The sequence below is a fragment of the Myxococcus sp. AS-1-15 genome (assembly GCF_020037055.1).
GTDB lineage: Bacteria > Myxococcota > Myxococcia > Myxococcales > Myxococcaceae > Myxococcus > Myxococcus fulvus.
In genome coordinates, this window is sequence record NZ_JAIQDF010000018.1 from 38,743 (window position 1) to 60,281 (window position 21,539).

The window sequence follows — 21,539 nt, forward strand, 5'->3', positions numbered from 1 at the left end:
GGTCGCGCCCTCAGTCCTCGAGCACCGGAGGTGTCGTCTGGGTGAGCACCGCCGGGGGCTCGCCGCGGGTCATGGACAACAGGCCCTTGAAGCAGCGCACGGCGAGCAGCCAGTTCTTGGGGGAGCGCATGTCCAGGCCGCCCAGGAGCTGCTTGAGCATGCTGAGCGTGTCGAAATAGACGCGCTCGCAAACGAGGGTCTCCGACGCATCGAAGATGAAGAACCCCGTCATGCGCACGCGGAAGCGGCTGCCCGTGGGCGGGATGTTTCCCAGGGGGCCCAGGTGGGTCCCCATCAGCCAGAACTCGACGATGACCGCGTCGTCGCTGTGCCGCAGGGAGATGAGCTCGTGGTGCTGGTCGGGGAACGCGACGCGGGTGTTCCGGTAGTACTCGCGCACCGCGGAGCCGCCGTCGTGCACCGTCATCGTGGGGACCAGCTCGTAGTGGGGATGAGGGAACGTCGACAGGACGTCGTCCCACTGCTGCCGCACCTCGTCGCGGAAGTGGTCCAGCACCAGCTTCTGACGGGCCTTGCGTCGAATCTCGGGAGTCATGCTCGCCTCGGTGGCGCTCCCTCGAGCGCACGCTCCAGGGAAGCAGGGCGGGAAGATAGCGTGCCTGCCGGTGGAGGTTCAGGCCGGAGTTCGAGCGCGTCCGACGGCGGAAACGACGAATCGCCAGCAGGAGAGGACCTCCCGCTGGCGACCCGAGTCGTCATCGCCCGGATGAGGGGCGAGCGGTGCTACGGAATCTGCTCGTAGGGGTTGTTGGGGTTGTAGGGCCCGACGATGATGACGCCACCACCGCACGTACGGGGACCACCGCGAACCTTGGTCTTGATCTGCATGGTCTGCTCCTGACGGGTGCTGCGTGAGCTCCAGTCTCGCGGTGACCGGGTGAGCCGCTCGCGGCTGGAGGGCGGGATTCAATTGCACCTGTAATCAGCCGTCAAGCGACTGAACCGATGCACAGGCTCGGTGATATGGGTTCGAGTGATTGATGCGACATGTCACGGAGCCGGGCTCGGCCTGCAATCCCTGGCGCTCCACGGTTGGGCTGTCTCGGGGGGGCGTCAACAGTCTGTGTCACGCTGGGTGAATGATGACACCGCCTGGGTCACGCCTCATGGAAGGCTGATTGCCATCCTTCTGGCTATCACCCTGAGGTGGTAGTGCAGCCGGGTAGACGGCCTGTCTCTGATGCACAGGTGCAAGCAAGCCCGCTTGCGAGGGCCCTCCCGATGTCGCCTTCTGAGCCACGGACGTCCACACGTCGTGACACATTCCAGCGCTGGTCGATCGACACGGGGCAGTTGTGCATCAGCCTGCTCGCGCTGCCTCCGGAGCTCGCGTTCCGCGTAAACCTGCGGAAGGCAGAGTGGCAAGCTCGAGGGTGGATTGATGGTCACCAACTCGTCTTCTCCCAGGGGGAGTGGGCTGCGTTGGGACGACCCGTGGAGGGAGGAGGAGACGATGAGGAGCGCGAAGCGCTGCACGAGGAATGGGCGGTGCTTCAGCACCTCCTGTTGGACTTGGTAGGTCTCGAGCAGCAGGCTATCGATTGTGAGGTCGTAGGGGTCCCAGGTGGAGCGGGGGCTCGATACCGGGTTCGAGTTTCGGGCCTACTCCTCCCTGATGCGCCCCAGCCCGTTCCCTGGTTCGTTCTGTCCGAGGAGGGTGTGCCCGTTCTGCTCGGGCCGGCTGCTGCCTGGGCCTGTGTGGAAGCCCGCCTGGCAACCCATGCACCCCGCAAGGAGCAGTTCGCGCGGGTGATGCGTATTCGTGGTGTCCTGGAAGACGTGGGGCGACGATTGCCAGGACGTGTCCGGTATACCTCTCAAGGCTATTTGGGCCGGTTCCAACCCCAGCCCGTTGTCCGCGTGGGATTGCGCTGGGAGCAAGATCCGGAGGCGACGGAGATCGTCTCGCTGCAACCCTACGCGGTCCATCCTGATGGGGCAGAATCGACATTGTCTCTCTCGAGCCTCCAGCCAGGAGGTATCGCTGGGGAAGACGCCCGGCGGCCACTGGTCCTTCCTGAAGGTGTCGAGCGAATCCTGGAGAACGTCCGTCCTCTCCAGCGTCGCCTCGCCGTGGACGTCCAACGGGAGCTGGAGGACCCCACTGTCATCATCCCCGAGGGGATGAACGCGGACGCCATCATCGACCTCTCGCACTATTCTGCGCGGGTGCTGGGCTTCGAGGTCCTTCGAGGACGTGACCCCACGGTCGGAGTCGAGGGTTCAGGGCTCGAATGGTTCGATCCCGATGACAAGGGGGCCGACTTCTCGCTCACGCTCCAGGTCGCTTCGCCGGACGGGCGTGAGGGAGTGCCGTTGCGAGTAGCTTCTCGGGAGCTTGCGATGGAACTCCACGTCGCGAACGAGGCCGCACTGGCGCGAGGCGACTCGAAGCCCATCGTCGTGGCGGGGGCCCGCATTGCTCCGAGCGAAGACCTGCGGCGTCAATTGATGTTGGCGCTTCAGTTGTCGGCACCTGATCCCCAGTCGACTCCCTCCGCCAGCGCCGAACCGGCGCCTTCGTCACGGGTGAAGAAGCCCCTTGAGGCCGTGAAGGTGCGAGAACTCGATGCGTCCGCCACGGAGGGGGCCCTGTCTGGCGAGGCGGACCCCGTGCCCTGGGAATTGCTGCGCGCAGTCATGGTGACAGGCGTCGAGCTCAAGCTTCATCAGAGGCAGGGAATCGAGTGGCTGTGGCGTCGCGCGCGGGAGGTGACGCCCGGTGTCCTGTTGGCGGATGACATGGGGCTGGGAAAGACGCTCCAGGTTGCCTGTTTCCTCACGCTGCGACGGATGATGAACCAGGACCATCTGCCTCCTGGCGCACGGCTGAAGCCCCAGCTTGTCGTGTGTCCCACCATCCTGTTGGAGAACTGGCGGCAAGAGCTAGCGCGCTTCTTCATCGAGTCCACGTGGGCACCCTTCATCCTTCATGGCCCCGGTCTGGAGGCCGTCAAACGTGAGGGGGAGCTCAACGGCGCCTTCCTTTCCCGACAGGACCTGGTTCTCACCAACTACGAGACGCTGGGAGCCTATCAACGCTCGTTACTGAAGGTGGACTTCGATGTGGTCGTGTTCGACGAGGCGCACAACCTCAAGAACCCGGACACGCTGCGTTCGCGGGCGGCCCGTGCGTTGAAGCGCTCCTTCGCGGTCGGCCTGACAGGTACGCCGGTGGAGAACGAGCTGTCGGATGTCTGGGCCCTCTACGATGCGCTCCAGTGCCGCCAGCCTCGCGTCTTCGGTACGCGGGCGGCGTTCCGCGAGGAGCACCAGGGAGAGCACGCCGTCCAGACGCTGCGTCAACGCCTGCGCTATCCCTCCGCGGGTTGCACCTTGCTGCGGCGGGAGAAGTCGGAGGCCCTGAAAGACCTCCCACCCAAGAGCCCTCATCGCAGGCTGGTCGAGATGACGGAGGCTCAGGAGTCCCACGAGCGACTCATCGCGCGGAAGATGCCTTCGGAAGGCTCGCTCTGGGCGCTTGCCGCGCTCCAGAAGCTCTATCAGCATCCCGCGCTGCTGACGGACGCTCGGGGACTGTCCTCCGCCACGGCGCTAAGGGAGAGCCCGAAGACGCAGCTGTGCCTGGATTTGTTGTCGGAAATCGAGAGCCAGGGCGGCGGGGCTGGCGCTCAGAAGGCCCTGGTCTTCGTCCTCTCCCGGGCCATGCAGGATTTATTGGCGCAGCTCATCTCGGAGCGGTTCTGTCTGGGGCGTGTTGATATCCTCAATGGTGAACCGGCGAGCCGGAAGGCAGCACTTGAGAACATCGAGGTGTTCTCCCGGGCGAAGGGGTTCCAGGTCTTGATTCTGAGTCCATTGGCCGCGGGCGCCGGGCTCAACATCACCGCGGCGAACCACGTCATCCACTATGGACGTTGGTGGAACTCAGCGAAGGAAGATCAGGCGACGGACCGTGCCCACCGCATCGGGCAGGTGCGACCCGTCCATGTCTACTACCCGTTGCTCCACCGCCGGGGCCGTCCCGACGCAGGTTTCGACCTGAGGCTCCACGAGTTGGTCGAGCGCAAGCGCGCCATCGCGCGGGATTTCCTGTCGCCCATGGACGAAGACGCCCGGCAGTACATGGGCGTCTTCCAGGAAGCTCGTGAAGAGGGGGAGGGCTGAAGCATGGAGATACTGACGTCACTCTGGCGAGACGAGGCACTGCGGTATGCCGTAGGTACCATCACGGGCTTCTCGCTGTTGGCCCTGGCCCTGGTGTTGTTTCGGAGGCGGAAGCTCCTGCGCGCCATCGAACTGCTGGATGCGCATTTGGAGGATGTTCTCGAAGGACGAAAGCAGGAGCCTGGTCCGCAAGAGGAGGCGCGAGCGCTGTGGCGGGCCATTCGTGAGTTGCTCGTCTTTCCTCCTGGGATGCAGCCCGTTCCTCTGCCCGCGCTCATTCGCGCGGAGCCGTCTCAGGGGTTGCGTGAGGCCTGTCGGGCGCTGTTCCGGCACTCGTGGGGACATGCGCTGGGAAAGAGCCTGACCGGCGTCTCTCTGGTCATGACGTTCGGCCTCTTGGGAATGGTGTTGGTGGGGCCCGTCAGGGAGGCCTTGATGGGAGGTGGCGGGGCAGGGGCCTCGCAGGCGCAACTCCTTTCAGTGGCTATCGGGCAGATGGGGGCGAAGTTCTTCGTCTCGGCGATGGGGTTGGTGGGGTCGTTCTTGTTTCAGTCCGTTGCGTCCATCATTGAGAGTTTGTTGCTTGCCCGACTGGATGCCATGCGGCCACGCTTCGAGTCCGCCACCAGGACGTTGGAGGCGCACGACATCGTGCTCGCGACCGAGAGGGGGGACGCACTGGGCACATTGAAGGATGAACTGGTGCAGACCCGCCGCGAGCTTTCCGAGAGACTTCTCCGACTGGAAAACGTCGAGGTGACTCTCCAGGACATCGGCACCCATGTTCTGTCGACCTTCGGCTCGATGATGAAGGAACAGGTCGGTGATGTCATCACCCGGCAACTCTCGGCGGTAGAGAGGGCCGTGCGAGAGATTGCCGCGGACCTCCAGCGCTCCATCTCCTCGGGTTTCGCGCTGACACTGCAGCAGGAGATGTCCATGGTCCGCGACAGCCTGGGTTCCATCCAGCAGTCGCTCTCCTCGCGGCAGGAGCACGACCTGGGGCGCATCCTCGAGCAGCTTCGGGACTCCGTGTCGGGAGGATTTCATTCCCAGTCGCAGGACATGGCTCGACAAATGCAACAACTGATGGGCGTGCTGCCCCGGCTCGAACAGCAGTTCGAGACCATGGCCCGGATGATGGGGACGCAGGCTCAGCAGTGGGGCGAGGAGAACCAGCGCGCCATCCATGTGCTCAATGAGCGTGTCGCCACGGTTGTCGAGAGCTTCGACCGGGTCCGTGATGGGTTGGTGAGTGCCACCGCGGGCGTTCTCGCAGCATCCAAGGAATCTTCACAACAACTGGGGGTCGAGAACCAGCAGATGCTCGGCCATTTGGAGCGCAGCGTGGAGTCCGTCGTGGGACGGTTCGAGCAGGTGCTCGCGGGGATGGATGCGAGCACGCAGCGGCTCGTGCAATCGACCTCGCAGTCGGCGCAGCACATCCAACAGCAGGCCGGAGAGCAGGCGGACTTCCTGTCGCGACAGGTGGAGGCGCTCCGTGCGGCTGCGAATGTGGATATGAGCAACTTCCAGAGTCGCTCCGAGGAGTTCGCGAGGGTCATGGGGACGACCCAAGACGGGCTCCGACAGCTCACGGAGCAACTGCGCAACACGGCCGCCCAGCTGGTTTCTGCGACCCGGGGAGCAGGAGAGACGCAAGACAAGGCGCGAGGGGCCGCGGCGCAGATGGAGCAGGTGACCCGCCAACTCAGCGAGACCGCCAAGGAGTTCATGCAGGTTGCCCAGAGCCGCCGCGAGGTGGCCAAGGTGGAGGAGGGGCTGCTCAGTGCACAACGGCAGGCGTTCGAGCGTGTCCAGCCAGTACTCGACGGATTGGCGCGTAACTACGAGGAGTCCGTCCAGCGCCAGGCGCAGACCCTGAGTGGCAAGTGGGGCAAGGTGATGCAGGACATGGAGAGCGTGGTGGCGAGGTCCTCGGGAGAGCTTGCCCAGGGGGTCGATGCACTCAACGAGACGGTCCAAGCGCTCAATAAGGCGCTGACGACCCAGGTGCGCCGACCATGAGTGCCTCGGGGGATGGGAGCGAGAAGTCGCTGGCGGACCTGATGGCGGGCGTCGCGGTGGTGTTCCTGCTGCTGGCGGTCATCTTCATTCTGGAGGCGCATCAGCAGCGTGAGGCTGCCATCCGCGACAAGGAGGCCGCCATCGAGAAGGTGGATTCGCAGAAGGAGGGGGTCGAGAAATCGCTCAGCAGGCTGCGTTCGGACTTGCTTCAGTTGGACGCCAAGCTTGACGGTGGGTTCATCGCGCTCAGTGGATTGGATGGTGGTGTGAATGCGCTGGAGATCGAGTTCAAGAACCTCCAGTTTGCCCTGGGGAAATGTCAAACGCCTCGGACCTATGTCGGCCAGTTCGACGATGGTGCGGTCGACCTCATCGAACAGGTCTGCCTCGCGGTGGATGATATGCGTGATGCAGGCGCCGAGCCGTCCATCATCCTGGAAGGGCATACGGACGACCGCCCCTTCCTTGGGACGAGTTCGGAGTGCGGAGTCCGTGACGGGGTGGTGGAGTACAGCTTCGAGAACAACGTGCGAGCCAGTGCAGCGCGTGCGCAGGAGGTATTCTTCACGGTGCGCAATCGACTTCCCGAAGGGAGCAAGGCGCGGACATGCTTCGATTCGAACTTCGTCGTCTCGGGACGAGGGCAGATGGCGCCACGGCCTGGTGCCGATGGGGGTGACGCCGAGAACCGACGCCTCGTCATCCGCGTGCGTGGCGACCTACGCCTGTAGGAGGCTGGATGGACCTGGATGCATGGCTGACAAAGGTGCAGGAGCGGCAGCACATCGCGCTCGCAGGGCTCGGCACGTTCCAACAGCAGGTGGAGCGCGGGCTGCAACAGCTTCAGTCCAGCCTGGATGAAGCACAGCGGCGCATGGACGAAAGGGAGCCAGGACGCGTCCAGCGGATGGTGGCGTTGCTCGACGTGGATGCGCTGCTTGGGAAGGTGAATAGTGGGCTCCACTCGGAGTTGAGTTCTCGTGAGCGACGCGTCGTGCCTTCGTTCTGGCGCAAGGTCCAGCCTCTGCGCATGGCGGAGTTCCTGGATCAGTTCCCGGACGGGTGGCCCCGGCTCGTGAGGCAACGGCTTCGCGATTGGTGTCTGGCGGATGCGGACTCTGAGCATCTGCGCGAATGGACGGGGCTGACCCGTCGGTGTCCGAAGGACTTGCCCTTGTTGCGGTGGCGTCTTCCTGTGTCCATTGAGCTGGCACTCGAGCCAGAGGGGCCCAGGAGCGTTGCGGCTGGTTGGGGAGCCTGCCCGCTGAGTGAGGTGGTCGCCATGCTCGGGCAGGCTGGGCTGCGGCCCTCGATTGGCTACGCGGGACACGTTGTCGCGGAGCACCTGTTGCGACAATGTGTCGCTCGCGAGGATGTGTCGGAGTCTCTGCTGTATCTGGTCGAATCGCAGGAGGGGCGGGCGTGGCTGCCGAGCGCGACCGGTGGAGGGAGTGTCCTGGGTGCTCCGGTGGAGGCACGCGTCGCCGTCGTCGCGGCGCTGTTGGAGTGCCGTGCGCGGGGCCGTGTCGGCAAGGACGTGCAGGCTCTCGTCGAGGAGCGGCTCATCGCGCGGGACAGTGTCTTCGGGGACCCACGACTGTCCACCCTAACGGAGGCCTGGAGTGCTGTTCGCAAATGCTCGAAGCCGGCTTTCGAGGCATTCCTTTCGGCACTCATCCAGCAGGACCTCGAGTTCTTCTTCGAGAAAGCGATGAACAAACGGGACAGGCATGTCTTCTGGTTGGGCTACCTCGGCGTCATCCAATCGACGACCTGCTGGCTGGCTCCGGATGCCTACGACGCATTGCGGAGGAACGAGAGAACGCTCCCCCCGGAGCAGCAAGCCGCGTTCAGGAGGGCGAGGCGCTTGGCGAAAGGGGACGTGAACGCCTTCTGTCTGCGTTTCAGTGAGTATTCGGTTGTCGAGTTTTCCGATACAGGCAATGCGACGTATGTCTATGGGCATGGCGTCTTCGGTGAGAGGGTGCTGGGTGGAGGGGTTGAGAGCGCGAATGATCTCAAGGTCAGACGTGAGGCGAAGCGCTGGTTGAGTCATCAGTCGAACTGGGAGCCTCGGTTCGAGCAGGCGCTGCTGGAACTGGGTATCGAGCGCAAGCCCAGGGGCCCGAACAAGTCCCCGTTTCCTGTATAGGAGCAAGCTGGTGCTGACCGTAGTGACTGCTCTATCGTAGGTGGATGGCAATTTTCTGGTATCTGCTCGTCACGTTGTTTGGCGCGTTGGGTGTGCTCTCGGTGCTGCGGGCGCTCGAGCGGCTTGTTTTCGGGGGTGGCAGCGGCTCGCTCTGCGTTCAGGCAGGCCTGGGACTCGGCTTCTTGATGCTGGCGAAGAGAGCGCTGGGCAAGGCGAGTGGTAAGGGGCGCGCAACTTCAGGCGAGGAGGGTAGGGCACCAAAGCCTGAAGGCAGGCGGCACGTATCCCATTGAGTGAAACAGGCTGATAGTGTCATCTCTACGTGAGGGACGCATGCACAGGGCATCCGTGGTGGCGATCATCCTTGGGGTGCTTGCCCTCGTCGTGGTCGGGGCTCTCGTCTCGCGCGAGCGCTCGGCTGCGGAGGCTGCGATGACCACCGTGCGCGAGTCCGTCACCGGCTCGTCGCTCGACCAAGCTCCCGCGACGTTACCCCCGTCTCTTATTCCACCCGCTGCGTCCGAGGACACGGCTGTGCGCCCCGCCTCCGCTGTCCTCCTGGAGGGGGTCGTCCTCGACGAGGACGACCAGCCGGTGGCGCGGGCCACGGTGGCCGCGATGACGCCGCCCCGACTGATGAAGGATGTCGCTCGACCTGCCGGTGAGCCGGACCTCGTGGAGCAGGCTGGCGGGTTGACGCAGCGGTTCGGAGACTACGTCTCCGACCGGTTCGAGACGGAGGTCGACGACGCGGGCCGCTTCGTTCTCGAGGTGGCCCAGGCGGGGCCCCACTTCCTTGTCGCCTCAGCGGAGGGCTACGTCGTCACACGCGTGGACGTCTCGGCGCCCGCCAAGGACCTCCGGCTCGTCTTGCGTGCCGGTGGGCAGGTGGTGGGCAGCGTGGTCAGCGCCTCGGGAATCGTGCTCCCGGAGGTGAATCTCTTCCTGTTCGCCGAGGGCAGACAGACCCATGTCGCCGAGGCCACGAGCGATGAGCAGGGGCGCTTCCAACTGCGCACCGTGCAGCCCGGCCGATACACACTCAAAGCGATCTTCGACACGGGCGCCCCGCATCGGGTGTCGCGCGTCATCGATGTCCGTCCCTCGGAGCCGACGACGGTGACCTTCCGGATGGACACAGGGCGCTCCGTGTCCGGCACCGTGGTGGATGAAGCCGGGCGCCCCGTGGCTCACGCCGAGGTGTCGGCCCGGTCGGACCCGGAAGCCCACGCCGAGCGGTACGAGCGAGAGCATGGTCACCGCGTGTCGGATTCGTCCGCGCGCACGGATGCCTCGGGGCGGTTCACGGTCCACCACCTGCTACCGGGCAACTGCCTCCTCTCCGTGGAGAAGCCTGGCTACGTGCAGCGTGAGCACGATGGCGAGGACTCCCGGCGCACCGTCCTGGCGGGCGCGAAGGACGTGACGCTGGTGATGCGCTATCAGGGCAGCATCCTGGGACGACTCCGGCGCTCGGACGGCACGCCCATCACCCGCTTCACCCTCAACGACGAGCCCTTCGAGCACGAGGACGGGGCCTTCCGGTTTCCCATCCAGCAGCCGGGCGTGACCTGGCTGACGTTCGACGCCCCGGACCTGCTGCGCACCCTCCGCGAGGTGCGAGTCGAGCCCGGTCAGGACGTGGACCTGGGCGACCTCATCCTCGAAGGTGGGAAGCGGATCCGCGGACGGGTGCTGGACACGAGGACCTCCGCTCCCATCGAGGGCGCGAAGGTCGCCGTCCAGCACACGCAGGCGGGTTCCGGGGGCACGGAGGCCCCGGAGCTGGCGAGCGCGAGGACGGACGCGACAGGGGGCTTCGAGCTCGCCCCGGTGGAGCCCGGCTCACTGCGCCTGGATGTCTCCCGCTCCGGCTACCTGCCCCTGCGAGGCTCGCTGCGTGTGAGCGAGGAGCCGCTGGAGCTGCTCCTCTCCTCGGGCGCGCGAGTGTCGGGCACCGTGAAGGACCGCGAGGGGCGGCCCGCGGACGTGGTGCTGCGAGTCTTTCCCCTGGGGGACCACCAGGGCCACTCGCCCAGCATCCTGCAGGTCCGGGATGGGAGCTTCGACGTGGCGGGGCTGGAGCCCGGGGAGTACGTCTTCAAGGTCCTCTCCGTGCACGACTCCCTGGGGAATGCCTGGTCGGAGAAGCGCTCCGGCCGCTATGTCCCACGCAGGGTCACGCTGGCGCCCGAGGAGCAGCGGGTGCTCCAAATCCAGGAGCAGGATGGGCGCTCCTCGCTGCGTCTGCGCATGCCCCGCTTCACGGGCGTCGCTCCAGAGGATGTTGCTCCTCACGCGGCGGTGCTCATCCCGGGGACCGTCCCGCAGGTGCGCACCTATTCAGGCTTCGAGCGGCTCATGCGTGAGCAGGGCGTACCCGCTCCGCCGAAGCCGTCCTCTCCCGAGGTCGTCTACGACGCGCTGCCCGCGGGCCGTTACACATACCTGCTCGTCGGAAAGCGCCCCCAGGGAGGCCCCTACCTGGTGCACACCGAGGTGCTGGTGGTTCCCGAGGCCCAGAGCGTCACCCGGGACCTACAGCCCGTCTGGTCACCCATCACGCACATCATCCTCTGAATCCGTGGGGGCGCGAGCGGACTGGCTGCTCGTGAGCTGTGCGGGCGGCTTGATGGCTCCTCGTTGTCAGGGAAACCCACCAGCCGTGTGGTGTTTGTTGGCATTGAACTCGGAACTCCTCCGAAATCGGAGTTTCTGCAGGCTGTCATGGATAGGGTCCGTACTGACTCAATTGCAGACGGATTTGTTCTTTATGTAAAGTCTGTGGCTCCCAGAGGTCATGAGTGGGGGGGACATGCAACGGATTCCGACGCAGAGGTGGGCGTACGCCGTTCTGCTGCTTTGGGCCGCACTTCTTTCGGCTGGCTGTGGTGCCTCCAAGTTCCGGGTAGCGAAGGGGCAGAGCACCAAGGATGGCAAGTTGTTGCTCACGTGTGAGGGCGAACCCCGTCGTATCTCCATACGAGACAAGGGATACGTCGTTCCCGTAGGGGCCCTGAGTCTGGAGTGCACGAAGTCGACGGGCCAATGCACGGCGAACGCTGATGGGACCCTGGAGGTCTCGGCGGGGACATGGGTTGCCGTGAAGGCTGGACGTGCCTTGGTGGCGAGCCACGCGGAAGGTGCCCTTTGTCTCAAGTCTTCTGGGGCGACGAGTTGCGAGAGTGATGACGAGTACGTCCTGGATGTCGCCATCGATTGTAGTGACTCGCCCGTGGATCTTCTCTATCGCGAGGATTCAATGGTGGAGTGGCTGCCCATGCGTGGGTCGGTTTTCGTCGCCTCGCACGAACGCGGACTTCGACTCAGGGCACTTCGTGAGGTGAACTTCAGCTACCGGCAGGATGGGGAGTTGGTTGAGGAACTTCTGAAGGCGGGCCAGGAGAAGGAGTTCGTCCCAGGGGGAAAGTTGCCAGAGGAACTCATCATGCGTGCCGTCGCCAATTCGATGCGCGTCATCCTATTTGAGAAGCGAGTGTCGGATAGGCGGAATCCCTGACGGAGACGATCCTCTATGCACCTTCGCGTGATGGGGATGGCTCTCGCGTGTGCACTGGTCGCGTCACCTGCACGAGGAGTGGATGCTCCGCAACCCGCTCCTCTCCAGTTGAGGCTTCTGCTGATGTTCGACCTCTCTGGCTCGATGATCGGGCAGGGAGGGAAGCCTTCTGCGTATGCCCTTGTTCGGGAGAAGTCTCGAAGGCAATTGGATCTTGTGGCTCAGTGGGCACGTGACCTTCCGAGGCACTGTTCTATCGGAGCCGAGGTCTGGGGGTTCTCATCAATTCAGCCGGCGGCGATAGGAAGCCCTGATGCGGCTTGGGAGGCTTCTTGTCGGACAGGTGACGCGGGGGCTCGGTTCCAGCCGATGGTTGGAGGACGGTTCGGCACGGCGAAGACAAGCGAGGACGCGCTCTTGGAGAAAGACTTCGCCGTCGACGTTCGGGAGTTGCTGCTTCCTGTCACAGGCCCGGATAAGAGGTACGACACGCCACTGACCCAAGCGCTTCAGTTCGGCAGGATGCGACTGGGCCAGAGCGCGAAGCAGGGGGACCCGGCGGTGCTGGTCATTGCTTCGGACGGAGTTCCCGATTGTTTCGTCGCTGGGGAGAGCCGCGTCGAGCCTGCTGACTCGGAATCCCGTCGGGGGCGCCTGAAGGAACTTCGCGACCAGTTCCTTGCCGAATGGCGTCAGGGTACGGATGGGATAGCTCAGTTTGTGGTTTTCGATGCTGATGATCCGGCGCGACATCCAGGGCCCGCGCTTCCGAATGCTGGATGTGGGAGGGAAGGAACCTGCTTGCCCGATGCTCGGTTCACGGCGGTCCTGCAGCAGTTCAGAGACCAATGCGAATGCAGACGTGATTGCTCGAATCCGCACTACGAACCAGAAGAGGTGACTTGTGACGGAGTGGATAATGACTGCGACGGAGAGATCGACGAGGCTCCATGTCTGCCCGTCTGCGATGGGCGCGACTCGCTGGCGGACATCGTCGCGGTGGGGAGCGCCGCGCGATGGCAGTGTTCAGGTGTCCTCCTCGAGCCGGATATCGTCCTGACCGCGGCACACTGCCTGCCTGCTTACCGGGTGATGGTGGGAGACTCCATTGAAGAGGTCCAGATGGTGGTTCCCGTCGTGGAGACCGAGCGACATCCGGACCCCTCGGTCGACATCGCACTGTTGCGATTGGCTCGCCCGTTGGAGAGCCCACGACATGCGCGACGCCAGTCCAAAGATGGCACGCCTCCGAGTCACATCTTGTCGCATGCCGGATTTGGAGCCTCTTCGGTCAATGGTCAGTCCGGGTTCGGTGCGAAGCGAGAGGTCTTGTTGGATGGGGATGGGTGGGGTTGTAGCGCCGAGCGTTCTTTCAGGGAGGGATGCAATCCTCGGCACGAGATGCGCGTAGGCGGAAGCCCTGGGCGTGATACGTGTTCGGGGGACAGTGGGGGTGGGCTGTTCGAATTCATGCCGAGGGTTCCAGCATGTATTGCTCGGACGTACTGTGCTGACCCGGAGAATTTCCCCCTCATGGGGGTGGAGCGCAGGCTCATTGCTATCACTTCGCGCTCCACGGCGGGGGCTCGCGTGCAATGCGGGCAGGGAGGAATCTATACGCGAATCGATGCCATCCGGTCATGGCTCGATTCGCGCCTGTCGACTCTGGCCCAGACCGGGCGCAACGAGAAGGGACGGTAGAACGAACATGAGGCTTTGGCGGGGAGCTTCACGACTCGTGTTGCTGGGACTCTTGATTCCAAGTCTGGGGTGGGGAGGCGCCGCTCCTATGGCAGCGGAAGGGACTCCTGATGCTGGGAGTGTGGCGGCGACTCAGGGGGAGATTGTCGTGACGCGCGGTGATGCCCATCTGGGAGGAGGTGATGGAGGGATCGCAGGGGATACCGGGCAGGGAAAGGGGCATCCGGCTGAAGGCACAGCCCTGTTGAGTCAAGGTGTGATCATCGTCTCTAGAGAGTCGGTGCGCATCACATTGTTGCCGGCGAGCCTTCCTCCGTCGACGACTAAGGCCAGCTTTGACAGGTTCAAGACGGAGGACAGTGGTTTCAATGGCGCCGATGCTGGAATCGTCCGGCCCCTCGACGAGGACTATGCGGGAGATCACATCGAGGTTGTTTGGGACCCCTCGATCAACTCTCCTCTCGCGAAGTCGGTGGTCCTCGGAGTGGGGACCTGGCAGCTTTCCTTCTTCGCGCATGCGCTCCAGCATCCAAGCATTCCGTTCGCAGATACGTCTTGGTCTCAGTTCGGGTTCGTCAATTACAAGGATCGACTGGTCAGGGAAGGCCAGAAGGAATTGTTCGCCTGTGCATTTCGGAAGACCGGGAATACACAGAAAATGCCTTTGATGCGTTCGGGGCAGAATGATACCTGCCCTGCTGCGGCTGCTGGGGATGACTTGGCTGCCGGGTGGAGCAGCATTCCCATCTACATAATGGCGGGACCATTGCTCTCGCCCCAGCAATTGCTGAAGAACTTCGGACAGCGGGGGGAGGTCGCGGTTCCGCTGCCATCGAGTGGGCGAAGCTTCGAGGACAGCGCTATTTCAGCGACTTCCGAACTCTTCCAGGCCGTCGCGGATGTTGCATTGGAGCGGGTGGAGATTGCCGCGCTGGAGGCCATTCGTGAGCAGATTCTCGCCAAGTTGTGTGATGCCAGTCTTGAAGACCTGGTGGATCAAGCATTCCAGGGCGTGAAGTGGGAGGCTCGAGGGTCGCCTCAGCCGGTATTGCACCGGACCTGTGAAGCACTCAAACGGGTTCGTCTCCAAGAGTTGGCAACAGCGAGCGCGGGGCTTCAAGTCGCACTTAAGCAGGATATTGCAGATTTCGCGGCAACATTGTTGGCCCTTCCATTGAAACAAGGGATGTATGGAATGAGACAGGGCACGGAAACCCATGCGCTGATTGCGAGGGATCCGAACCAGGGGCTCGCAGCCATCGTTGGAGGGCTCGCGCTGTTGGTCAAGTTCTCACTGGAGCCTGAGTCCACGGGGAGTAGCATCGCCGCCGCACAGCTGGTGGTCCGGCAGTTCGTGGAATCCATCCGAGAGGACAGCCTGCACCGTCTGCAGGAGGTGGGTGGCGTGCCCGACTCGCTCATCATCAGGGGTGGGCTTGTCGTCGCGGCGACGGTCATCGCCGCGTGCCATGTCGAGGGGGATTGTGACAGCCATCTGGTCCGCCGTCATATCGAACACCCCGAGTTGTTCATGTCTCTGAAGAGTCATCCATTGCTGAAGAACCTTGGAAACGACCCACGCTATGTCGCCCTTCAGGGGCGGCTGACGAGCATCGTGGCCCACGGGATTGCTGTGATGTCTCCGCGCAGCCAGCAGGACAGCCGCCGAACCGCTATTGAGGCCGCGGCGATGTCGTTCGAGACACTCGAGCTCCTGGTGGAGGCAGGAAACGACACGCCAGAAGTGCGGCTCCAGCGGAAGCGCGAGTTGCGTGCGTATCGTGAGATGTCCGAGGCCATGCTCAAGCAGAACTTCACCCTGGCACTGGTCTCCGCTGCGGGTATCGCCGCGGTGAAGTTGACGGGAGATCCTGCGGAGAAGTTCGACCGGAAGATGCGTTATGCCAGCGCCTTCGCGAACTATCTCCAATCCTATCCCTCATTGAATGCGCTGGGCAGCCCAGGAGTCGAATTGAGCCTGGAAGAGCAACGTCGACTGCGGAGACAGAGCATCAACACGTTCGTGGACCTGGCCAGCGACCGAACGCAGCAAGTGGGAGATGTCGCCGTGGCGCTCACGGTGACGCCTGGAATCAGGGCCTTCAGGTGGGCCTCCACTCGGGTGAATGATTTCCCAGCAGGGACCCATCTTGCGCTACCCCTGGGGGTCAACGTGGAGTTCGGCCTATCGGACCATGTTGGGCTGGGAGGGAATGTGTCTGTCTTCGACCTGGGACAATACGCGAGCCTCAATGTCTCAGACAGGGCTGCGCAGGCGGTCAAGCCCGAGCCGATGACGGCCTTCGCTCCAGGACTCGGAATCAGCGCGAGCTACCGGAATTGGAACCTTATTCTGGATGCTCGCTATGCACCACAGTGGAAGTTCAACGAGGAGGCCAGTCGACGAAACGTCTCCTTTGGATTGAGTCTTGGCTACCGGGTGCCGCTGCTCCAACTGCACTGACTTGCTGCTGCTTGGGTCGATGCACACATGACTCGGTGGCCCACCTTCCGTTGGGCCACCGGGTCCTCCCGCTTGGGGCCTGACCGAGTCCAGACTCATTCACTCCCGCGCGCCGGTGAACTCCGGCAGCAGGTACTCGTCCACGGAGGGGGCCTTGTCGATGAGGCCCAGCTCCACGAGCTGCTGGGAGAGTTGCTCCCACCGCTCGCGCTTCATCGCGCCCAGGCCCCGGGCCTTCGTCTCCTCGGTCTCGATGAGCGGCTTCTGGGTCTCGGCCCCCGCGGCGAAGGTCTCCGCGTCCATCGTCGTGTTCAGCTTGCCCATCACCGCGTTGGTCGGACCCGGGTTGTCCAGATACGCGCGCCAGCCCTCGCGCACCGCCGCCACGAACGCCTTCACCTGCTCGGGGTGCTCCTTCCAGTACTGCCTCCGGGTGATGACCACGGCGATGTACGGATTGAAGCCCTCGTCGGCCACCAGGAACACGGCCGGCGTGGCGCCCTGCCGCTTCGCGGCGATGGGCTCGGCGGTGACGAAGCACTGCTGGGCGAAGTCCTTGTCCGCGAGGAAGCGCGCCACGCCGCCGTCGTAGGGCACCACCTTCACCTGGTCGAAGCTGTACTTCTTCTTGAGGAAGGCCACGTAGGAGAGGCCCGGCTCCAGCGCCACCGTGCCCGAGGACAACACGTCCTGGATGCCCTTCGCCCCTCGAGACGCGTGGGCCATGATGGCGTGCGGCGACGTCTGGTACACCGCGAACAGCGGAATCACATCCAGGCCCCGCGCGCGCGCGGTGATGATTTCATCCGCGCCGCTGATGCCGAACTCGGCCTTGCCCGTGGCCACCATCTGCTGCACCGGCGCGCCCGCGCCGCCGCCCAGGATGTCCACCTCCAGGCCATGACGGGCGAAGGCCCCCGAGTCGCGCGCCGCATAGAAGCCGCCGAACTCGGGCTCCGGCACCCAGTTGAGCGCCAGCTTCACCTTGGCCAGAGCGGCCTTCTGAGGCGCCGGGGTGCCCGCCTGGGCGCCTGGCTGTGGCTCCTCCTTCTGGCGCGAACAGGCGCTCGCGACCACCAGCAGCCCCACGCACCCCAACAGCTTCACGAGACGTCCGCTCACGTTCTGCCTCCCTCCCACGTGACTCAATTCCCCTGCGCCGACGGGTGCCAGCGCCGCAGCAGCCGCGCCCCCGTGAGGCTCACCGCCCCGAACAACACCAGCCCCAACCCCGACGCCGCCAGCACCGCCGCGAACAACAGGTCCGTGCGCAGCTGACGGTACGCGGCCAGCACCAGGATTCCCAGCCCCGCCGAGCCCTCGGAGAAGCCGGCGACGAACTCGCCGACGATGGCCCCGATGACCGACAGGCCCGAGGCAATCTTCAACCCGGTGAACAGGTGCGGCATCGCCGCGGGCAGCTCCAGCTTCCACAGCGTCGCGAAGCGCCCGGCGCCATACAGCCGGAACATGTCTCGCAGCGGCGGCTCCACCGAGCGCAGCCCGGTGAGCGTGTTGGCGATGACCGGGAACAACGAGACGATGAAGGAGGACACCGCGACGGCCCGAGGGCCCGGGCCGAACCACAGCACCAGGAGCGGCGCGATGGCCACGATGGGCACCGTCTGCAGGAAGAGCGTGTACGGGTAGAGCGCGCGCTCCACCATCCGCGAGGACGCAAGCGTCACCGCCACCAGCACGCCCAGCACCGCGCTCAACCCGAAGCCCACCAGGGCCGCGCGTCCCGTGGTGAGCGCCGCGCCCAGGAGCGAGCCCGCCTCCCTCGCTCCCACCGCCCCCACCGCCGAGGGCGGAGGCACCAGCCAGACCGGGACCTCGAAGAGGCGCACCGCGGCTTCCCAGAGCGTCAGCAGCACGACGAGCGCCACCAGCGGCGGCAGCGCCGCGCGAAGGGCCGTGCGGTTCACCAGCGCTCTCCTTGCTCCAGCGCCTCGTGGAGCAGCCGGGCCTCGCGGGCGAAGGTGGCCTCGGTGCGCAGGGCCGCGCCGCGCTCCGTGGGCAGCTCCAGCGTCCGGTCCAGCACCACTCGCGCGGGGCGCCGCGACAGGACCACGGCGCGCTCGGCCAGGTAGGCGGCTTCGGAGATGGAGTGGGTGACGAAGAGCACCGTCATCCCCAACTGACGCCACAGCGCGCGGAGCTGGTCATCCAGCCGGCCGCGCGTCAGCTCGTCCAGCGCGGCGAAGGGCTCGTCCAGGAGCAGCAGCCGGGGGCGGGTGACGAGCGCGCGCGCCAGGGACACGCGCATGCGCATGCCGCCGGACAGCTCGGCGGGATGACGGTCCGTGGCATCCCCCAGGCCCACCTGCTCGAGCACGGCGCGAGCGGCGGCCCGTCGCTCCGATTCCGGCACGCCGGTCAGCTCCAGCGGCAGCGCCGCGTTGTCCAGCACCGTGCGCCAGGGCAGCAGGTGCGCGTCCTGGAATACATAGGCGATGGGGGCGCGCTCACCGGGCGTGCGCTCCAGCGTCGGCGTGAAGGTGATGTGCCCGGCCTCCGCGCGGTCCAGCCCGGCCACCAGCCTCAGCAGCGTGGACTTGCCGCAGCCGGAGGGCCCCAGCAGCGCCACGAACGCGCCAGGCGCGACCTCCAGGTCCAGCCCCGACAGCACGGCGACGTCACCCGGGAAGGTGCGGCGCAGGCCCTCGACCTTCACGCGGACACCCCCACTTCCGGAGACGGGGGGCAGGGGAGCGGGGGGAGCGAGGCCGGGAGGCGCCATGGAAGGGGTGTTTCTAACCGTCCTGCCCGCCCGAGGCGAGCGTGGATCTCGCGTCCAGGGCGTGGGCGGGGGCGCCCCGTGGCCCTTCCGCCGAAGGGCCTGAGTGATGCTGCAACAGTATCATGATGACTGATTAAGTCGGAAATTCATGTAATTTGTGCTATATCTGAATACTATGATGGTGAGCCAAGGAGGGTTCTCCATCATGCGTCTCTCCCGCCGGGCGATGCCCGGACTTCCCATGTTCGCGGTGGTCTCACTGCTCCTCCAGGCCTGGGGCGCCACCGAGGCCGAGGCCGCCGAGCGGCGCTTCCTGGTCGACTTCGGCGACGGTCCCACCGCCACGCCCGGGTGGAACAACCTCCACTTCGGCTCCACCGGCTCATCGCTGAGCAACCTGGTGGACAGCGCGGGCGTGGGCTCGGCGCTGTCGCTCCAGATAACAGACGGGTTCTGGCAGGGCTGGACGGGCGCCTACAACGGTGGAGGCACCACCGCGAGCACCGTCTATCCCGCGTCGGCCACGCGGGACACGTTCTTCATCGGCACCAACGAGGGGACGACGGACACGCAGGCGCAGGTCCGGCTCTCCGGGTTGGCCATCAATGGCACCTACTCGCTGCGCTTCTATGCGTCGCGGATGGCGGGGGACTCGGCGGACCGGACGACGCGCTACACGGTGGGCGCGCAGACGGTGGAACTGCAGGTGACCAACAACATCGACGGCGTGGTTCAGCTGACGAACCTGGTGCCCTCGAACGGCGCGCTGGACATCACCGTGACGATGAAGCCCGGCGCCCTCTTCGGCTACCTGGGCGTGCTCGAGGTCATCGAGCAGGACGGCGGCGTGGTGGTGAACCAGCCGCCCGTGGTGAGCGCGGGGGCGGACCGCACCGTGCCGCTGCCCACCAACACGGTGGCGCTCCAGCAGTCCTTCTCCGACCCGGAGGGACAGGCCACCACCTTCGTGTGGTCGCAGGTCTCCGGTCCCACCACGGCCAGGCTCTACCAGAACCCCTGGACGCCGCTCGTCGCGGGCAACCTGGAGCAGGGCACCTATGTCTTCCGCCTCACGGTGACGGACGCCCTGGGCGCGAGCGCGTCGGATGACGTGAGCGTGTCGGTGGTGCCGAGCACGGGGAGCGGTACGCCCACCCTGCGCACCCTCACCTCGAAGTCCGTCACGGCGAGCGGTAAGGTCATCCACTATTACGAGTCCCTGCCTCGCGGGTACGACACGGACCCGAACCGCAAGTGGCCGGTCATCATCTTCCACCACGGCGTCGGCGAGAAGGGCAGCACCCCCGAGTCGCTGCCGAGCGTCCTGGGCAACATGACGCTCGTCCGGGACAACGTGCCGCTGGAGTTCGACATCAACGGCGTCACCGAGTCCTTCATCGTCCTGATTCCGCAGCTCCACGGGAACTACGGCGACTGGCAGGACTTCTTCACGCAGGCGATGATCGACTCGGCGAAGGCGAACCTCCGGACCGACGCGGACCGCGTGTACCTGATGGGCTTCTCGCTGGGCGCGTTCCACACCTGGAGCTTCCCGCAGCGCTCGGACACGAACGCTCGCCAGATTGCCGCCATCGTTCCCTTCTCGGGTGGGCGCGTCTACAGCGTGAACGGCGTGTCGCAGATCTGCCGGCTGGCCACCGAGGACGTGCCCGTGTGGGCCTTCCACGCGGCGGACGACGGCACGGTGCACGTGAGCTACACCGACGCCGCGGTGAACGGGCTCAACGCCTGCTCACCCGCGCCGGATCCGGCGCCGCGCTACACGCGCCCCGCCACGGGGAACCATTGGATCATCGGCTCGGGGGCATCGCCGACGCAGCCGCCGGCCAACAACATCTACCACTGGATGCTCTCGCACCGGCGCGTCAGCACGCCGCCGCCGGTGACTCAGCGCACGCTCACGCCCAGGGTGACCACGGTGCCCAAGCTCTGGAACGGGCAGATGGGTTACTACGAATCCCTGCCGCGAGGGTATGACGCCAACCCGAGCCGTCAGTGGCCGCTGCTCATCTTCCTCCACGGCATCGGGGAGCGTGGCAACGGCACGACGGAGCTGCCCCGGGTGCTGAGCCATGGCCCGGCAGCGCAGATCAACGCGGGGCACCCGCTGGAGTTCACCATCAACGGGGTGACGGAGTCCTTCGTGGTGCTCATCCCCCAGCTCGGCGAGGCCGGCGCGAGCTGGCATCCCTATCAAATCGAACGCCTGCTCGACGTGGCGCTGGCGGGCCTGCGCATCAACCCCAAGCGCGTGTACCTGACGGGCCTGTCGCTGGGCGGCTTCGGGACCACCGCCTTCGTGGAGTTCTCGCTCGCCAACGCGCAGCGCATTGCGGCCATCGCGCCCACGGATGGGGCCCACTACGGCGGCATCATCTGGACGCCGGACCTGGACAACGTGACGACCAACGCGTGCTACCTGGCGCAGGCGGACGTGAAGGTCTGGCAGTTCTACGGCGCGGATGACGCCAGCTGGGGGAGGACGGCCACGGACTTCGTCGCGCGACTCAACGCCTGCTCCCCCCCGTCGGCGCCGGTGGTGACGCGCTACGAGAACGTGGGGCATACGGCCTACGGCCGGGCCTACGCCACGGACCACACGTACCACTCCCCGAACCTCTACGAGTGGCTGCTCGCGCAGCAGCGCCCGTAGTGATGTCCCGCGGCCCCGCTGCTCGCACGGAGCGGGGCCCTGGGCCTACTGGACGCGCCGCAGGTACGCGCCCGGAGCGCACGTCCGCAGTCGTCCGAGCTCCGCCAC

Annotated in this window: 13 protein-coding genes; 9 read left to right on the top strand and 4 right to left on the bottom strand. The window is 65.3% G+C overall.

Annotation, left to right across the window (positions count from 1 at the left end; genetic code table 11):
* Positions 1-10 precede the first annotated feature (10 nt).
* Positions 11-556, bottom strand: coding sequence for an ester cyclase (locus tag K8625_RS36110; RefSeq protein WP_223785237.1), 546 nt, complete (start codon positions 554-556; stop codon positions 11-13).
* Positions 557-1,680: 1,124 nt separating this feature from the next.
* Here K8625_RS36110 and K8625_RS36115 point away from each other — a divergent pair.
* From K8625_RS36115 to K8625_RS36150, 8 genes are all read left to right on the top strand, one after another.
* Positions 1,681-4,149 (top strand): DEAD/DEAH box helicase, encoded by a 2,469-nt coding sequence (locus K8625_RS36115; protein WP_223785238.1) that lies wholly within the window; start codon positions 1,681-1,683, stop codon positions 4,147-4,149.
* A 3-nt stretch (positions 4,150-4,152) separates the two neighbouring features.
* Positions 4,153-6,177: a hypothetical protein gene (locus K8625_RS36120; RefSeq protein WP_223785239.1), complete on the top strand. Its 2,025-nt coding sequence runs from the start codon at positions 4,153-4,155 to the stop codon at positions 6,175-6,177.
* Positions 6,174-6,908 carry a hypothetical protein gene (locus K8625_RS36125; RefSeq protein WP_223785240.1) on the top strand — a complete coding sequence of 245 codons (735 nt, stop codon included), beginning with the start codon at positions 6,174-6,176 and terminating at the stop codon, positions 6,906-6,908. The genes K8625_RS36120 and K8625_RS36125 overlap by 4 nt, the downstream gene beginning before the upstream one ends.
* A gap of 8 nt (positions 6,909-6,916) precedes the next feature.
* Positions 6,917-8,329, top strand: coding sequence for an EH signature domain-containing protein (locus K8625_RS36130; RefSeq protein ID WP_223785241.1), 1,413 nt, complete (start codon positions 6,917-6,919; stop codon positions 8,327-8,329).
* 534 nt (positions 8,330-8,863) lie between these two features.
* Positions 8,864-10,909: a carboxypeptidase-like regulatory domain-containing protein gene (locus tag K8625_RS36135; protein WP_223785242.1), complete on the top strand. Its 2,046-nt coding sequence runs from the start codon at positions 8,864-8,866 to the stop codon at positions 10,907-10,909.
* A gap of 235 nt (positions 10,910-11,144) precedes the next feature.
* Complete coding sequence (locus K8625_RS36140; RefSeq protein ID WP_223748837.1) at positions 11,145-11,849, top strand: hypothetical protein; 705 nt, start codon at positions 11,145-11,147, stop codon at positions 11,847-11,849.
* 522 nt (positions 11,850-12,371) lie between these two features.
* A complete protein-coding gene (locus K8625_RS44685) occupies positions 12,372-13,550 on the top strand; it encodes a trypsin-like serine protease (RefSeq protein WP_223785312.1) in 1,179 nt (392 codons plus the stop codon).
* A 148-nt stretch (positions 13,551-13,698) separates the two neighbouring features.
* On the top strand, positions 13,699-16,014 hold the full coding sequence (locus K8625_RS36150) for a hypothetical protein (RefSeq protein ID WP_223748838.1): 2,316 nt from the start codon (positions 13,699-13,701) through the stop codon (positions 16,012-16,014).
* A 99-nt stretch (positions 16,015-16,113) separates the two neighbouring features.
* Here K8625_RS36150 and K8625_RS36155 read toward each other — a convergent pair whose 3' ends face one another.
* The 3 genes from K8625_RS36155 to K8625_RS36165 are packed head-to-tail and all read right to left on the bottom strand — an operon-like array spanning position 16,114 to position 18,691.
* On the bottom strand, positions 16,114-17,136 hold the full coding sequence (locus K8625_RS36155) for an ABC transporter substrate-binding protein (protein ID WP_223748839.1): 1,023 nt from the start codon (positions 17,134-17,136) through the stop codon (positions 16,114-16,116).
* A 23-nt stretch (positions 17,137-17,159) separates the two neighbouring features.
* The gene (locus K8625_RS36160; protein ID WP_223748840.1) at positions 17,160-17,942 is read right to left on the bottom strand and encodes an ABC transporter permease; all 783 of its coding nucleotides are present in this window, start codon (positions 17,940-17,942) and stop codon (positions 17,160-17,162) included.
* Positions 17,939-18,691 carry an ABC transporter ATP-binding protein gene (locus K8625_RS36165; protein WP_223748841.1) on the bottom strand — a complete coding sequence of 251 codons (753 nt, stop codon included), beginning with the start codon at positions 18,689-18,691 and terminating at the stop codon, positions 17,939-17,941. Before K8625_RS36165 ends, K8625_RS36160 begins: the two co-directional genes overlap by 4 nt.
* A 271-nt stretch (positions 18,692-18,962) precedes the next feature.
* On the opposite strand from K8625_RS36165, the gene K8625_RS36170 reads away from it, so the two are divergent.
* The gene (locus K8625_RS36170; RefSeq protein WP_223748842.1) at positions 18,963-21,431 is read left to right on the top strand and encodes a hypothetical protein; all 2,469 of its coding nucleotides are present in this window, start codon (positions 18,963-18,965) and stop codon (positions 21,429-21,431) included.
* Positions 21,432-21,539: the final 108 nt, after the last annotated feature.

What these genes read in the sequence shown, in the direction of transcription:
- K8625_RS36110 (WP_223785237.1), bottom strand. Translation starts at nt 556, where the DNA reads ATGACTCCCGAGATTCGACGCAAGGCCCGTCAGAAGCTGGTGCTGGAC.
- K8625_RS36120 (WP_223785239.1), top strand. Translation starts at nt 4,153, where the DNA reads ATGGAGATACTGACGTCACTCTGGCGAGACGAGGCACTGCGGTATGCC.
- K8625_RS36125 (WP_223785240.1), top strand. Translation starts at nt 6,174, where the DNA reads ATGAGTGCCTCGGGGGATGGGAGCGAGAAGTCGCTGGCGGACCTGATG.
- K8625_RS36130 (WP_223785241.1), top strand. Translation starts at nt 6,917, where the DNA reads ATGGACCTGGATGCATGGCTGACAAAGGTGCAGGAGCGGCAGCACATC.
- K8625_RS36140 (WP_223748837.1), top strand. Translation starts at nt 11,145, where the DNA reads ATGCAACGGATTCCGACGCAGAGGTGGGCGTACGCCGTTCTGCTGCTT.
- K8625_RS44685 (WP_223785312.1), top strand. Translation starts at nt 12,372, where the DNA reads ATGCGACTGGGCCAGAGCGCGAAGCAGGGGGACCCGGCGGTGCTGGTC.
- K8625_RS36170 (WP_223748842.1), top strand. Translation starts at nt 18,963, where the DNA reads ATGCGTCTCTCCCGCCGGGCGATGCCCGGACTTCCCATGTTCGCGGTG.